The 15,128-nt window shown below is 75.2% G+C and carries 7 protein-coding genes; 4 read left to right on the top strand and 3 right to left on the bottom strand.

From position 1 onward, the window contains the following. Positions 1-250 precede the first annotated feature (250 nt). Entirely contained in the window at positions 251-3,844 is a 3,594-nt protein-coding gene (locus tag ACGFNI_RS21100) for a CDP-glycerol glycerophosphotransferase family protein (RefSeq protein ID WP_393685838.1), read from the bottom strand. Between the two features lie 474 nt (positions 3,845-4,318). Here ACGFNI_RS21100 and ACGFNI_RS21095 point away from each other — a divergent pair, with 474 nt between their 5' ends. After that, positions 4,319-5,017 (top strand): class I SAM-dependent methyltransferase, encoded by a 699-nt coding sequence (locus tag ACGFNI_RS21095; protein ID WP_393685836.1) that lies wholly within the window; start codon positions 4,319-4,321, stop codon positions 5,015-5,017. Positions 5,018-5,060: 43 nt separating this feature from the next. On the opposite strand, the gene ACGFNI_RS21090 is transcribed toward ACGFNI_RS21095, so the two are convergent. Both ACGFNI_RS21090 and ACGFNI_RS21085 read right to left on the bottom strand, forming a co-directional pair. Continuing rightward, on the bottom strand, positions 5,061-6,026 hold the full coding sequence (locus ACGFNI_RS21090; RefSeq protein ID WP_393685834.1) for a class I SAM-dependent methyltransferase: 966 nt from the start codon (positions 6,024-6,026) through the stop codon (positions 5,061-5,063). A gap of 399 nt (positions 6,027-6,425) precedes the next feature. Then, positions 6,426-10,001, bottom strand: a complete 3,576-nt coding sequence (locus tag ACGFNI_RS21085; RefSeq protein ID WP_393685915.1) for an FtsK/SpoIIIE domain-containing protein — start codon at positions 9,999-10,001, stop codon at positions 6,426-6,428. 449 nt (positions 10,002-10,450) lie between these two features. Between ACGFNI_RS21085 and ACGFNI_RS21080 the strand changes: the two genes are divergently transcribed. From ACGFNI_RS21080 to prfB, 3 genes are all read left to right on the top strand, one after another. Then, the gene (locus ACGFNI_RS21080) at positions 10,451-12,106 is read left to right on the top strand and encodes a serine/threonine-protein kinase (RefSeq protein ID WP_393685832.1); all 1,656 of its coding nucleotides are present in this window, start codon (positions 10,451-10,453) and stop codon (positions 12,104-12,106) included. A gap of 226 nt (positions 12,107-12,332) precedes the next feature. After that, complete coding sequence (locus tag ACGFNI_RS21075; protein WP_393685830.1) at positions 12,333-13,607, top strand: serine/threonine-protein kinase; 1,275 nt, start codon at positions 12,333-12,335, stop codon at positions 13,605-13,607. 143 nt (positions 13,608-13,750) lie between these two features. Further along, positions 13,751-14,863: a peptide chain release factor 2 gene (gene prfB, locus ACGFNI_RS21070; protein ID WP_393685828.1), complete on the top strand. Its 1,113-nt coding sequence runs from the start codon at positions 13,751-13,753 to the stop codon at positions 14,861-14,863. Positions 14,864-15,128: the final 265 nt, after the last annotated feature.

Below are 15,128 nucleotides of genomic sequence, written 5' to 3'. Positions count from 1 at the left end.
ATTTCGTGTCGACGGCATCTCATGGCGCGAGCGGGCTCCGGACTTCCCATTCCCTGGATCAGAGGGGGAATTCCGCCGTGCGGTTGCACCCGCCACCACGGTTTTCCGCCTCATTGCCGTCCGATGACGGTCCGGAAAACCAGGGTTGGGCGGGTATTGGCACGGTGAGGACGCCTGCACAAGCTGTAACGATCCGAACGCCGCCGGATTCCGATGTCCGCCAAACCTCCATAAGGCGACCCACGTCCTGTCACCTCAGCAGCAGGTCGGCGGCGCGTCCGGCCGCACCTCCGTCGTCGCGGTGGCAGAACGCCCGGCGGAAGGCGGCGTACGCGTCGGCACAGGACCGCGCGACAGTGTCCAGGTCGCCCAGCGCGTCGATCAGTTCACCGGTCGAGGTGAGCAGCGGGCCCGGCGCCCCGGCCTCGAAGTCCAGGGTGAAGCCGCGCAGGCGGTCGCGGTAGTGCGGCAGGTCAGGGGTCAAGAAGAGCATCGGGCGGCCGGTGTCGGCGAAGTCGGCGGCCAGCGAGGAGTAGTCGGTGACCAACACGTCGGCGGCGAGCAGCAGTTCGGTGGCATCGGGGTACCCGCTGACGTCGACGGCGAACGGCGCGTGGTGGGCCGGCAGCCGGTCGGCGACCAGCGGATGGCTGCGGACCAGCAGCACATGGTCGTCGGCCAGCGCCCGCCGCGCCGCGTCCAGGTCGAGCGGCAGATGCATCCGGTGGTGGGCCGCGTCGTAGGCGAGGTGGTCGCGCGGGGTCGGCGCGTACAGCACCACCCTCTTGCCCGACGGGATGCCGAGCCTGGCCCTGACCACCGCCGCACGGGACCTGCGGTCGGCGGCGAAGAACGCGTCGGTGCGCGGCAGCCCCGACTCCAGCGGCTCGCCGGGGAAGCCGAGCGCGGAGCGCAGCACCGGCGTGCTGTGCGCGTTGGGCGACAGCAGCACGCTCCACTGGCGGGCCCGGCCGGGCAGCGGCGCCAGGTGGGCGAGTTGCGCGCACAGCGTGCCCGCCAGGCCGGCGCCGATCCGCTTGAACGGGGTGCCGTGCCAGGTCTGTACTACGGTCTGGCCCTGACGGCGGGTGAACCATCCCGGCAGGTGCGTGTTGGTCACCACCCAGCTGCTGTGCGCCAGCGCGCCGTGCCACTCGGCGCTGCCCACGATCACGGCGCGGGCCGTCGCCGGAACCGTGGTCTGCGCGTCGCGCACCGCCCACAGGTGGTCCGCGTCCATGCCCCTGCGCACCAGTTCCTCGTGCACCGCGCGGGGCGAGTCGCCGTACGCCCGGCCGCCGAAGCTGCTGTAGAGGACGGCGTCGCGCAGCGGGCGGGTGCGGTGCAGCGGGTAGTGCGACTCGCGCAGCACCCGGCGGCGGTAGGGCCCGCGGTCGTTGGCGGGCAGCGTCGTCCCGGCGGCCAGGAACGCCTCGTCGTGGTCGCGCCGGTCGAGGGTGAACGGCTTGCCGCGGACCGTACGCGAGGCGGGCAGCCCGTCGAAGACGGACGGGGCGAAGCGGACCGGGGCGTCGGCCGCGGAGCCGGGGGCGCCGCGTTCGCGCAGCCGCAGCGCCCAGTGGCCCGCGCGCAGCGGCAGCGGGCCCGTGGGGGAGGGGAGCGCGGCCAGCGGCAGGGCACAGTGGAAGCGTCCTGAGTCGTGGGTGGTGGGGACGGCGGTCTCGACGGCGTGCGCGGTGTGCGTGAGGACGAGTTCGGTGGCGTGCGGCGCGGCGGCCGGCAGCGCACCGGCCACCAGCAGGGTGCCGTCCGCGCGCCAGACGACGCGGTCGAGGTACGGCTGCGGGGTGCGGTCGTGCAGGACGAGACGCCCGGTGGGTCCTGCCGCCACGACCAGCTCCCTGCCGTGCGCCAGCGGAAGCGCGAGCGGTGCCAGAGCGGGCTCGCAGGAGACCGGTCCGCTGCCGCCGTCGGGGAGCACCAGGCCGGCGTCCCAGGTCTCGCCGTGTGCCGGTGTGCTCTCGCGGGGCGCGCCGTCGCGGGCGGTCCTGGCGGCGGCGAGCGCGTCGAGCAGCACCCGCACGGTGTGGCCCGCGGGCTTGCGCGGCCTGCCCGCCGCCTTGGCCGGAGCGGTCTCCCCGGGCTCCCCGGTCTCCCTGGCCGTCTGGGCCTCCCCGGCCTTCCGGGTCTCCACCGGGAAGGACACCACCGCCCCCGTCCCCTGATGCGTCAGCCGCAGGGCGACCGGGGCGGGGCCGGCCGCCCGGAACGTCAGATCCAGCGCCCCGGCACCGGCCGGCTCGCGTCCGGTCAGCCGGCGGGTGACGCGCTCCACCGTCAGACCCAGCCGCCCGTCCGGGTAGCCGGGGGTGATCCGTACCCCGTCGAAGGTGTCGTGCGGGCACGGCGACGCGCCCGAACCGCTCTCGGACGGGCCGAGCGCGGCGGTGCGCAGCACACCGGCCGCGATGATCACCAACCCCACCTGCCAGCTGCCCTCCTGCCACCGCCCGGCCCGCCGCAGCCGGTAGGGATCGAGCGTGACCTCGAAGCCCGACCAGTCGTAACAGTGCTGCTCCTGCCCGGAATCGAGGGTGGCCTGCGGCATCCGGAGCGTGCGCAGCGGCAGCAGGATCCGGCGTCTGCCCTGGGTCAGCACCGCCGTACCGAGGTAGCTGTGCCGGCCGGGTGCGGCGAGGTTGCGGATGTAGGCGTAGCCGCGCAGCCGCAGCGCGCCGTCCCGCCACACCGCCTCCTGGACGCGGGCCCGTGCGGGGAAGTCACCGCGGTCGAGCCGGGTGACGCCCGGCGGCAGGCCGAGCGGCGGGTCCACGGGCAGCACGGCCCGGCGGCGCAGCGGCGGCCCCGCGACGCGGAAGGCGGCCGGATTGCGCCGCTCGTGGGCCAGGAGCCGCAGCAGATCGTCGAGGCGCCCGGCGCGGATCAGGTACCAGCGCATCCGCAGCTCCACCGGCAGCGTGCCGAACACCTGCGGCTCGACGCGGGCGAGGTAGCCGCGGGCCCGCTCCAGGAACTCGGTACGGACCTCGAGGCCGGCCGTGGGCAGCGCTTCGACGAGGTCGCGCAGGCCGTCGGTGAGCCGCTCCCTGTCGTAGTCATCGCGGCAGGGGACGCCCCGGGTACGCGCCGGGTCGGCGAGGAAGGCGGCGACGCTCTCGACGGCGGCGAACCGCTCGCGCACCTCCCGCACACCGGGCTGCCGGGCGGTGTCCTGCGGGCGGCGCAGCCGGCAGACGGGTGCGGGCAGCACGTCCACCGCGTCGGCGAGGAAGTGCGCGCGCAGCGTGAGGGGCGCCTCGTCGTACAACTCCCCTGAAGGGAAGGTGAGTTCGTGGCGTTCCCAGAAGCTGCGCCGGAAGACCTTGTTGGCGGCCGGGGTGTCGGACAGCAGGGTGCGGTCCTCGGTGATGTGGGTGCGCAGCGCGCTCGCGCGGCCGGCCGGCTCGTGCGGCGACCGGCGGCCGTCAGGACCGAGCAGGTGGACGCCGCCGCTCGCCAGGTCCGCGTCCGACATGTCCAGCAGCGCGGTCAGCTCCTCGTACGCGCGCGGCAGCAGCACCTCGCCGGGGCCGAGGAAGGCCAGGTACGTGGTGTGCGGATACGGGTGCCGGGCGCCGGTGTTGCGGAGCGCGCCGGGGTCGGCGGGCTCCCCGGTGTGCCGGACGGTCCGGAAGCGGGGATCCCGCTCAGCGAAGCGGCGGGCGAGGGCGGCCGGTGCGTCCTGCGAGGATCCGGCGACGGCCATCACCACGTCCAGCGCCGTCAGCGTCTGGGCCGCGAGCGACTCCAGGCACTCCTCCAGGTCCCGCTCGGACCTCTCGGTGCGATGCACCGGAACGACGACGGTGAGCCGTGGCTTCATGCGCGCGAACCAAGCCTTTCCGAACAGGCGAAACAGGTGAAACGGATGACATGCGGGAAAGCGGGAGGCAGGGGACGTCCCCCGGGGCATTCAACTCGCACACCCGTGGCGCGGTCACCGCAGCTGCGCTGAAAGGGTGAGGCCGCGGGGTTCCGCCGCGGCTCCCCGTGGCCCGTCCGCGACCAGCCGTTCCGTCACCGGGAGCCGGCCGCCGCCCACGACCGCCCGGCGGACCCGGGCGCCGCCGTGCCGGGGAGCGGCCGGGGCCGGTCGGCGTGCCGTGCGCCGGGACCGGGCCCGATGCCGTAGACCGTTGCCGTGGACCCGTGGCCGCCGGCGCCCCGCAGCCGGCGGCCGTCGGCAGACCCGATCTCCTGGATCCGAGCGGACGCCGCAGCGGCCGAGGATCCGATGTCGTAGACCGCCGCACGGAGCGGGCGCGCCCCGCGCCGTGCCCAGGGAAAGGTGACCACGATGCCCGGACGAACCGGCAGTCCCGCCGCTCCCGTCGTCCCCTCGGCCCCCGCCGCCCGCTCCGCCCCGGGCGCCGGGCCCGTAACGCCGCCCGCCCCCGCCCCCGAGGCTGTCCGCACCGCCGCCGCGCCGCCCGCGCGGGCGCGCAGCGGACCGCGGCCCCTGCTGCCCTGGCTGCGACCGCCGCGGGCCCCGTACCGCAGGCAGCTGCGCCGGATCGGCTCCGGGCGGGTGCTGGACATCGGCTGCGGATCGGGCGACACGCTGGCCGGCTGCGCGCCTGGCAGCGTCGGCGTGGACCACGACCCGCACTCCGTCGACATCTGCCGGGCCCGCGGCCTGACCGCCTACACCGCCGACGCGTTCCTCGCGAGCCCGCACGCCAGGCCAGGGGCCTTCGACGCGCTGCTGTCCGCGCAGGTGCTCCAGCACCTCGACGACGAGCAGGTCGAGGGCCTGCTGCGGGCCTATCTGCCGTACGTGCGGCCGGGCGGCGGCGTCGTGCTGATCACCCCGCAGGAGGCCGGGCACCGCAGCGCCCAGGCCCCCGGCCGCTTCACCGATTTCGCGCTGCTGCGGGTCTTCGCCGAGTCGGCGGGCCTGTCCGTCCGCCGCACCTACTCCTGCCCGTTGCCGCGCCCGGCCGGCCGGCTGCTGGACGCCAACGCGTTCGTCCTGGTCGGGCAGGTACCGGCGTGAACGCGGCGCGGCGTGGGCCGGCCCTCCCGCGCCGCGTCGCAGGTCAGCGGGGCCGGCGCCGGGCCGCCACGATGGCCCTGGTGACGACGGGCGGCAGCCAGTCGACCGCGAGACGGCGCAGCGGGGCGCGCACCGGGCGCGGCGCGCGGCCGGGACGCCCGCCGGTACGGGCGGCCCGGCCCCGGTCCGCCGCCCGGCCCGGGACGTGCTCGGGCGCCCGCCCGGACGCCGCCGCACGGTGCCGGGACACCGGGTGCGCGGGATCCTTCGCACCCTTGGCGCTGAGCCTGATCAGCGGGGCGCCGTTGACCGACTGCACCTCGTGCCAGATGTCCCCGCGGCTCCTCAGCCAGGCCAGCAGGGCCTCCCGCAGCGGCCCTGGATCGCCCCAGGTCCCGTAGAACTTGGTGCCGGTGATGCACAGGGGGTGCAGCCCCTCGTTGGTCACCGCCTGCCAGGTGGCCGCGGCCACGCCGGGGCAGTGCTCGGCGCGGAAGTCGTCGAGCACCACGACGCCGGTGTCGGTGACCAGCTCCCGCACCGCCAGGATGTCGCCGTGCACGTGCTCGTACAGATGCGAGGCGTCGATGTGGGCGAAGCGCACGCTGCGGTCCGCGACGTGGTCGCGCACGATCGAGCTGAGGCCCTGGACGATGGTGGGCAGCTCCTCGTGGAAGGCGAGGTAGTTGGCCTCGAAGGCGCGGCGGGTCAGCGTCGCGTAGGACTTCTTCATCTCCTTCGAGTTGGAGGCGTCATCGGCGGGGGAGTCGAAGAGGTCGCAGACCGTGAAGCGTTCGCCGGGGCCGAGCCGCGCCCCGAGGAAGATCGCGCTCTTGCCGAGGTACGCGCCCAGTTCGAGCAGGTCTCCGGTGGTGGAGCGGTCCCGCTGGTATGCGAGGAACCAGTCGAAGAGCAGCTGGTCGGCGGTGAAGAACCAGCCCTTGACGTCGGAAAGCCGGGCGGGGCGCGGGAGTTGTTCGGCACTCTGGTCTGCGGTGGGGGCAGTCATGTGCGGTCCGTCTCCAGACGGTCGGGAATCTCTGACGGCATGCGACGCGGGCAGCGCGGGAGGCGCGCCGGTGGTGCCGGATACCGGGGGTAGGGCGCGGCCGTCATCGTAGGCGGAGGAAAGTGAACGGAAGATGGCGCGCGGCGGGGCGAAGGGAAACCGGAGCGGCGGGCGGGGGAGTGGGGCGTCAACGCAGGCTGGAATCACCGTAGTTGACGGATCGGGCGCTGTACGGGCGGCCGGTTGTCCCGTCGTGCCTTCGCCCGGTCGTGCCCTCGCCCGGTCGTGCCGTAGTCCGGGAAGTTCCGCCGCACGGTTGCACCGCTGCCCGGCCGGGCCCGTCGTCCCGGTGCGGGCGGAATGCACCGGGACGGGGGCAGGGCGGGGCCGACGGGCGGCTCAGGCCAGGGGTGGGGCCGACGGGGCGCCCGATGACTGGGCGGCTCGTTGCAGGGCGCTGGCGAGCAGGGCCAGATCCGTGGGGCCGTTGCCCAGTTCGCGCAGCGGGCGCCGGGCCGGCGGATCGCCCATCCGCTGCCACTCCAGCGGCACGACCGTCGGCCGCAGTGTGGACGTCCGGGGTATCCGGCCCGTCACCCGTCCGGCCTGGAACGGTGTTGACGAGCCGTCCTCCGCGCGGTGCAGCCGGCCCCGGCCGGGCGGCACCGGGTCGGACGGATCGGCCGGCGACCCCAACTGGACGCGCAGACCGGCGCGTTCCGAGGTCGCGGTGTCGGCCGTACGGTCCGGATGGCCGGTCGCGGCGATCAGATGCACGCCGAGCGCCGCGCCGTCCCTGGCCACCGCCTCCAGCGCGCGCACCACCGAACCGGCCGACGGACGGCCGGTGCTGCCCAGCGCGGGCGAGACCAGCGCGTCGAAGTCGTCGACCAGCACGAACAGCCGGGGCATCGGCACCGCGGCCACGGGCTCATCCCCGGGCTGCGGCCCGCTGCGCGGCCGGAGCCGCAGCGTCCCCGTCGTCGACGAATCGGCCTCCGCTCCGCCCGGCGCGCCCTCCGTCGTCCGCCGTGGTGCGACCACGCGCGGCGCCGGCAGATGCTTGGCGCGCCACTCCGCGAACGGCGTGTCGGCCAGTATTTCCGCGCGCCGCTTCAGCTCCGACGACAGCGCCTGCGCGAACTCCCGCATCCGGACCGGATCCGACGCCGCCAGGTACGTCGTGACGTGCGGCAGGTCCGTGCAGACCCGCAGGCCCTCGCCGCGTTCGCTGCCGCCGCCGTCCACCAGCACCATCGACAACAGATCGGGGCGGTCGGCGGCGGCGAGCGACGCGGCCAGCGACCGCAGCAGTTCGGTCTTGCCGCTGCCCGGTGCGCCCTCCAGGAGGAGGTGCGAGGCGTCCGCGGCGAGATCGGCGCAGACCGGGCCGTGCGGCCCCGCGCCCAGCACAGCCGGGATGCTCGGCCGGTCGGTGTCCATGGCCGCGGCCCACCGGGCCATCAGCGAGGCGGGTGTGGCCCGCGCGAGGCCCAACTCGTCGAGGAGGCGCGACGCTTCGGGCAGCGGGGCGGCGGCGCGGTGCACCGGACGGCCGCCGACCGTCGCCGTCGCCTCGGACTCGCGCAGCGGCGCCAGCGCCCTGGCGAACCGGTCGGCCCAGGCGCCGGACACCGCGTCGAGGGCGGCGACCGTGCCGTTGGGCCCGGAGCCCGGCTGCACGACCCGCAGCGCGGTGGCGACATCGCCGCTGAGCACCGCGACCGCCCCGCACTCGCCGAACGCGGGCGACGCCGCGCGGGCCGCCTCGTACGTCGCGGCCAGGGGGAAGGCCGGGGACGCGGCGGGGGTCTCGGCCAGGCAGATGAGGTGGATACCGGCCGCGGGCCCGCCCGCCGCCAGCCGCGCGGCGGTCTCGCGCAGCGCGGACGAGCCCAGATCGCCGTCCACCAGCACGACCGTGAACGGGCCGCGGTAGCGGGCGGCTGCCGCCGCGACCTCGGCGCGCTCGGCGCTGGCCCAGCCGGGGCCGAGCGGCCCGTCGTCGAGCCTGCGGACCAGCTCGGCGGTGCGGGCCGCCGCCTGCTCCTTGTCGTAGGCCAGCAGCAGCCGGCAGTCCTGGCCGTGCGCGGGGCGGGCGTGCGGCAGCCAGCCGAGCCAGGACCAGTCGGCGATCCGTTCCTCGGTGCTGCGTGTGCGGTCCGTGCTGATCAGCACGATTTCGAGGGCGGCGGGTGCGTGCAGGGCGGCGAGCTGGGCGAGGGCCGAACGGGCAAGCCCGGCGAGGCGGGTGCGCGGGCCCGCGAGGCCGAGCGCGCCCGCCCGGCGCAGCTCGACGGTGACCGGCACGGCGGTCCGGCCGCCGGACCTGGACGCGGTGCCGAGCCGGACGGTCAGCGCGTCCTGATGGTCCTGGTCGCGCTCCCACAGGCGGGGTCCTGGACCGAGCGCCGTCAGCAGTACGGCGGCGGCGTCCGGCCATCGCTCGTGCGCCGCCGGCCCTGACGACGGCTCGGCCTCCTGCGCCGCCTCGTCGGCGGGGTGGCCGGCGTCGGCCGCCACCACGGCGGGCCCGGCCTCCAGGGGGGCGGCCTCATCCGGGCCGTCCACGGCGGGCCTGCCGCCCGCGAGCCGGCGCGCCCAGGCGCCGATGCCGCCGCGCCGCCCGCCCCTGCGGGACATCCCCTCGGGGGGCGCCAACTCCTGCTGCCCGCCGTGCGTGCCCTCACCGGCGCCCGCGGGCCCGGCGTCCGGCCGCACGCGGACCCCGGGGCCGAAGCCGTCGGCGGGGGTGCCGCGCAGCGGGGTGCCGTGCCGGGACGGCTCCTGGGCGCGGGGATCCTCCGGAGCGCCGTGGGGGGCGGCGAAGCGGTCGTCCCGCGGGTCGTGGCCGCCGTACGGGGCGCCTGACCCGGGGTGGCCCGGGTGATCGGGACGGCCGTGAACGGGCGTGTCGTCCACGGGCCGCGGGGGCGTGCCGCCGGGGTGCTGCTGCCCGCGGGCGGCGATCGGGGTGCCGTGCAGCGGCGTGTCCTGCCGCTCCTGGCCGCGCGCGGCGCCGGCCGCCACGGCGCTGCTCAGCCCGCCGCCCGGGTATGCGCGGGGATCGCGCACGGCCCCGGGCCGCGCGCCGTCGCCCGGTCCGGTGGACGGTGCCCCGGCTTCGTGGCCGCCGTCGGCGTACTGCCCAGGAACGGCCACCGGAGCCGTACCGCCGGCCGGCCCGCCGCGCCCGTCGGACGCGTCGTAGGAGCCGCTGTACGAGCCGCCCGCTCCCGCCGCGCCGACCGCGCGTACGCCGGTACCGCGGTCCTCGTCAGCGCCGCCGTCGGCCTCCGGGGCGCCCGGGTCGCCGGGGCGCACCCGGAGGTGGCCCTCGCCGTCCGGGGTGGCCTGGAGTGCGGGATCGGGGGTGCCGGACGAGGGCTGGAGGCGCAGCGCGGACTCGCCGATGCGCAGCAGGGTGCCCGCGTGCAGCGGCGCGGGGTGCGCGCCCAGTTCGGTGCCGTCGACGACGGTGCCGTTCGTGGACCGCAGGTCGGCGACGTAGACCGAGCCGTCCGCCTCGACCGTCACGGCGCAGTGCAGCCGGGAGACGTCCGGGTCGTCGAGTGGTACGTCGGCGTCGCCGGAGCGGCCGATGCGGATCTGGCCGCCGTGCAGCAGATGGACGCCGCCGGCGTCGGGGCCCGAGACCACGCGCAGCCTCGCCGGGCCGTGCGGCAGGCCGTGGGCGGGGTCGGGCCCGGGGGCCTGGAGGGAGAGCACCGCGCCGTCGATCAGCGGGGGTTCACCGAGCGCGGCGCGCTGCGGATCGAGCCGCTCGGCGCCCGCGAAGAGGACGACGGGCCCGCCACCGGACGCGCCGACGTCCGCGCCGCTGCCGGCGACCGACGCGGCGAGCGAACCGGCCACCGCCGCAAGTGCGGTCCCGGCAGGGGCCGTCACGAGCACGTCACAGGCCCGCGTGGGGTGGCCGCTGCGCGGCCCGAGGACGGTCAGCCGGATCTGCATCGCCGTCAACGGTCCCTTCTGCCCGGGGAGTTCGGCAGGGGCCCGCTCAATCCCCCACCGCGCCCGAGCGCGTCGGCTCGTACAAGTCCCAAGTGCACGGTGCGACCGAGAGCGCGCTCCCCCTCCGCATGCGTGCTGGATGCATCCTCGCACCTGCCACTGACAACACGCCCGCCGACCGGCACTCAATGATCTTGCCGGTTGCCGGCCGGACAGGGAAACCGCGGACCTGCGGCGTGCGCGGTCCGCCCGTCCGGCCACCCGGTCCTGCCGCGCACATCGCCCGCCGTCCCGTGGCAACCATCCGTCCGGAACGGGCGTCTTCCCCACAAGCCCCGTACGATCCGCCACGCCGACGGGCTTGTACGTCGGCACTACAGTGGGGCGACGGGCCGCGAGCTGACCCAGCGGGCCGGACAGAGTTCGATCACGACCAGGGAGCGCATGACGTGCGGCCGGTAGGCAGCAAGTACCTGCTTGAGGAGCCGCTGGGACGCGGCGCCACGGGCACCGTCTGGCGTGCGCGTCAGCGGGAGGCGGCGGGGGCCGAGGCCGCGGTGGCCGGCGAGCCCGGCGAGACGGTCGCGATCAAGGTCCTCAAGGAAGAGCTGGCACACGACGCGGATGTGGTGATGCGCTTCCTGCGGGAGCGCTCCGTCCTGTTGCGGCTCACCCACCCCAACATCGTGCGGACCCGCGACCTCGTCGTCGAGGGCGACATGCTCGCGCTCGTCATGGACCTGGTCGACGGCCCCGACCTGCACCGCTACCTCCGGGACAACGGTCCCTTCAGCCCGGTGGCGGCCTCCCTGCTCACCGCGCAGATCGCCGACGCACTGGCCGCAAGCCACGCCGACGGCGTGGTGCACCGCGACCTCAAGCCCGCCAACGTCCTGCTCGCCGGGTCCGACGGCGGCGGCGAGATGCACCCGATGCTGACCGACTTCGGCATCGCCCGCCTCGCCGACTCCCCGGGCCTGACCCGCACCCACGAATTCGTCGGCACCCCCGCCTACGTCGCTCCGGAGTCGGCCGAGGGCCGCCCGCAGACCTCGGCCGTCGACATCTACGGCGCCGGCATCCTGCTGTACGAGCTGGTCACCGGCCGCCCGCCGTTCGCCGGATCGACCGCCCTGGAGGTGCTGCACCGCCACCTCAGCGAGGAGCCGCAGCGCCCCGGCTCGGTGCCCGAACCGCTGTGGACGGTCATAGAGCGCTGTCTGAGCAAGCAGCCGGAGGGCCGGCCGAGCGCCGAGAACCTCGCCCGCGCGCTGCGTACCGTCGCGGCCGGTGTCGGCGTGCACGCCACCCCGGCCCAGGCCGAGGCGGCACTCGGCGTCGCCGCGCTGCTCGCCCCCGACCCGGCGCCCGCGACGGTGCCGGGGACGGAGAACGGCGGCCCCGGTGCGGGCGAAGCCGACCCCACCCAGGTCCTGCCGTCCAACGCCGGGTCCTTCGACCCGGCAGCCGCGACCAGCGTGCTGCCGCAGACCGGCACCCCCGGCGGTCCGAACGCCGACCCGACCCGCGCGATGCCGCCGGTGCCCCCGATGCCGGGCGGCCCGCCGGGCGGCGGCCCGCAGGACCCCGACGGGCCGCATCCCTGGGAGTCCCAGATGCGGGCCGCGCGCGACCGCAACGACCAGACCCAGGTGCAGTACCTGGAGCCCGGCGACGACCCGTTGCGCCGCCGCCCGCAGCGCCGCCCGGCCGCCCCGCAGCCACCGCCCCAGCAGCAACAGCAGCCGCCCCAGTACCGCCCGCAGCCGGCCCCGGTGCCGTACGCGCAGCAGCAGCCGCAGGCCCCGCAGCGCCGCCAGGAGCCGCCGCCGCAGCGCTACGAACCGCAGCGCCCGCCCGCCCCTGAGCCGCGCCCGCGCCGCGAGCCCCGTCAGCGCAGCGCCAACCCGATGCGGATCCCGGGCCTGGGCTGCCTCAAGGGCTGCCTGTTCACGATCGTCATCCTGTTCGTGGCGAGCTGGCTGATCTGGGAGCTGACCCCGCTCCAGGAGTGGATCGGCACCACCAAGGGGTTCTTCACGCAGATCGGGGACGTCTTCGCCGGCGTGCGGGACTTCGTCAACGGGCTGAGCAGCAAGTTCTGACCGGGCCCGAACGGCTCCCGGGGACATCCCGGGAGCCCGGCCCGTCCCCGGGCGGAGAGCCCGCCTCCCGGCAACTCTGTGGATTTGTCGACATCCAGCGGCGATTTCTCCCACAGAAGTGCGGGTTGCCGCCTTCCGGGGCACGGAACCCCCCGGTACCCGCGTAGCTTTGACGCCAACTTCAGCCTCCGCAGGACGCTCGGGGGCCCGACACGTCGGAGCAGTCTTGGCACGGAAGATCGGCAGCCGGTACACCGCCCACCAGATCCTGGGACGCGGCAGTGCAGGCACGGTATGGCTGGGCGAGGGCCCCGAAGGGGCCGTGGCCATCAAGCTGTTGCGTGAGGACCTCGCATCCGACCAGGAACTCGTCGGCCGCTTCGTACAGGAACGTACGGCGCTGCTGAGCCTGGACCACCCGAGGGTCGTCGGCGTGCGCGACCTCGTGGTCGACGGCAACGACCTCGCCCTGGTCATGGACCTCGTGCGGGGGACCGACCTGCGGACCCGGCTGGAGCGGGAGCGGCGGCTGCCACCGGAGGCCGCCTGCGCCATCGCCGCCGACGTCGCCGACGGGCTGGCCGCAGCCCACGCCGCCCGCATCGTGCACCGCGACGTCAAGCCGGAGAACGTACTCCTGGACATGCAGGGCCCGCTCGGCCCCGGAGGCGCGCACCCCGCGCTGCTGACCGACTTCGGCATCGCCCGCCTCGTGGACTCCCCCCGGAGAACGCGCGCCACCAAGGTCATCGGCACCCCCGACTACCTCGCCCCCGAGATCATCGAAGGGCTGCCGCCGCGCGCCTCCGTGGACGTCTACGCGCTGGCGACCGTCCTGTACGAGATGCTGGCCGGCTTCACGCCGTTCGGCGGCGGGCATCCAGGAGCGGTGCTGCGCCGCCACGTCACCGAACGGGTGGCGCCGCTGCCCGGCATCCCGGACGAACTGTGGCAGCTGCTCCTCCAGTGCCTGGCCAAGGCGCCCGCCTCCCGGCTGCGCGCACCGGAGCTGGCCGCCCGGCTGCGCGAGCTGCTCCCCGGGCTCGCCGGCATCCCGCCGCTGGACATCGACGAGCCCGGCAGCGAGGACCCGGAGGACGAGCAGGACGCCGCGCCCTCCGGAGGCAAGGAGGAAGGGCTCTATCCCCCGGTGGCGCCGGCCGAGACCGCCCCGGCCCGGGGAGCGGTACCGCTCGTGCAGGGGACGGCGCCCGACTCGAACCGTGAGACGCACACGAGCATGCGGGTGCCGGGCCCCGACGAACTGGCGGGCGGTGCGCACGGCACCGCGCGCACCCCGCGGGCGGCGGGTGAGCGCCGGGCGGGATCGGCCCGTCACCGTTCGTCACCGGAGGCGGTGCGCAAGCGCCGCATCAGACTCGGGGCCGCGGCAGCCGCGTTGGTCGTCGCCGCGGGCATCGGCGGCTGGCTGGCCTCGGGCGACGACACCCACGGGGACGCCGGACCCGGCATCGAGCAGCCGGATCCCGCCGCGCCCTGAGGCCATCGGGTTCCGCGGGCCGCCTCCGGCCGTGGCGCTGTGTGACGGCCGGAGGGGGGCGGTACCGGGCGGCGCGGAGCGCGTGAGCGGTCGCCGTGACGGGGCTTGGGCACGCTGTCGGCGGCAGCCGTTAGGCTGGGTGCGTGGCAGTCGTCGATGTTTCCGAAGAGCTGAAGTCCCTCTCCTCGACCATGGGGTCGATCGAGGCCGTCCTGGACCTCGACAAGATGAGGGCCGATATCGCCGTGCTTGAGGAGCAGGCCGCGGCGCCGTCCCTGTGGGACGACCCGGAGAGTGCGCAGAAGATCACCAGCCGCCTTTCGTACCTCCAGGGCCAGCTGCGCCGTGCCGAAGAGCTGCGCGCCCGGGTCGACGACCTGGAGGTCCTCTTCGAGCTGGCCGAGGCCGAGGACGACGAGGACACCCGTACCGAGGCCGAGGCGGAGCTGAACGCCGTCCGCAAGGCGGTGGACGAGCTGGAGGTCCGCACCCTGCTCTCCGGTGAGTACGACTCCCGCGAGGCCGTCGTCAACATCCGGGCCGAGGCCGGCGGCGTGGACGCCGCCGACTTCGCCGAGAAGCTCCAGCGCATGTACCTCCGCTGGGCCGAGCGGCACGGCTACAAGACCGAGGTCTACGAAACCTCCTACGCCGAAGAGGCCGGCATCAAGTCGACCACCTTCGCCGTCCAGGTGCCGTACGCCTACGGCACCCTCTCGGTCGAGCAGGGCACCCACCGCCTGGTGCGCATCTCGCCGTTCGACAACCAGGGCCGCCGCCAGACGTCGTTCGCCGGCGTCGAGGTGCTGCCGGTCGTCGAGCAGACCGACCACATCGAGATCGACGAGTCCGAACTGCGGGTGGACGTCTACCGTTCCTCGGGCCCCGGCGGCCAGGGCGTCAACACCACGGACTCCGCCGTCCGTCTGACGCACATCCCCACCGGCATCGTGGTCTCCTGCCAGAACGAGCGCTCGCAGATCCAGAACAAGGCGACCGCGATGAACGTCCTCCAGGCCAAGCTGCTCGAACGCCGCCGCCAGGAGGAGCAGGCGAAGATGGACGCGCTCAAGGGCGACGGCGGCAACTCCTGGGGCAACCAGATGCGTTCGTACGTCCTGCACCCCTACCAGATGGTCAAGGACCTGCGGACGGAGTTCGAGGTCGGCAACCCGACCGGTGTGCTGGACGGCGACATCGACGGCTTCCTGGAGGCCGGTATCCGCTGGCGCAAGCAGCAGGAACAGGGCAAGTAAGCAGGCGGTATCGGCCCGTTCCGACCCGGAAACAACTGTTCCCCGCGAGGGGGCAGTTGTTTTTGCTATGGCGGTTAGGTCACAGTCGTACGTCCATGTAACGGGCGATTCTTCGGCGATTCGGGCGTAAAGGCGTTATTCGACCTTGACGTTGCCCGGAGAACTGGGAAGGCTGGGCGCGGCATGCGTCTGTCTGGGGCGCGCGTGTGTGAACGGGGAAATTTGAGTGGCCCGCCGGTGAGCGGCGCCGAGTACTCGCGTGAAC

The sequence above is a fragment of the Streptomyces sp. NPDC048644 genome (assembly GCF_043199105.1).
Classification (GTDB): Bacteria; Actinomycetota; Actinomycetes; order Streptomycetales; family Streptomycetaceae; genus Streptomyces.
Note: the sequence above shows the minus strand (reverse complement) of the source record. Positions and strands in the feature narration are given on the sequence as shown.

Excerpts from the sequence above, each read along its gene's own strand:
- ACGFNI_RS21100 (WP_393685838.1), bottom strand. The coding sequence starts at position 3,844 with ATGAAGCCACGGCTCACCGTCGTCGTTCCGGTGCATCGCACCGAGAGG.
- ACGFNI_RS21095 (WP_393685836.1), top strand. The coding sequence starts at position 4,319 with ATGCCCGGACGAACCGGCAGTCCCGCCGCTCCCGTCGTCCCCTCGGCC.
- ACGFNI_RS21090 (WP_393685834.1), bottom strand. The coding sequence starts at position 6,026 with ATGACTGCCCCCACCGCAGACCAGAGTGCCGAACAACTCCCGCGCCCC.
- ACGFNI_RS21085 (WP_393685915.1), bottom strand. The coding sequence starts at position 10,001 with ATGCAGATCCGGCTGACCGTCCTCGGGCCGCGCAGCGGCCACCCCACG.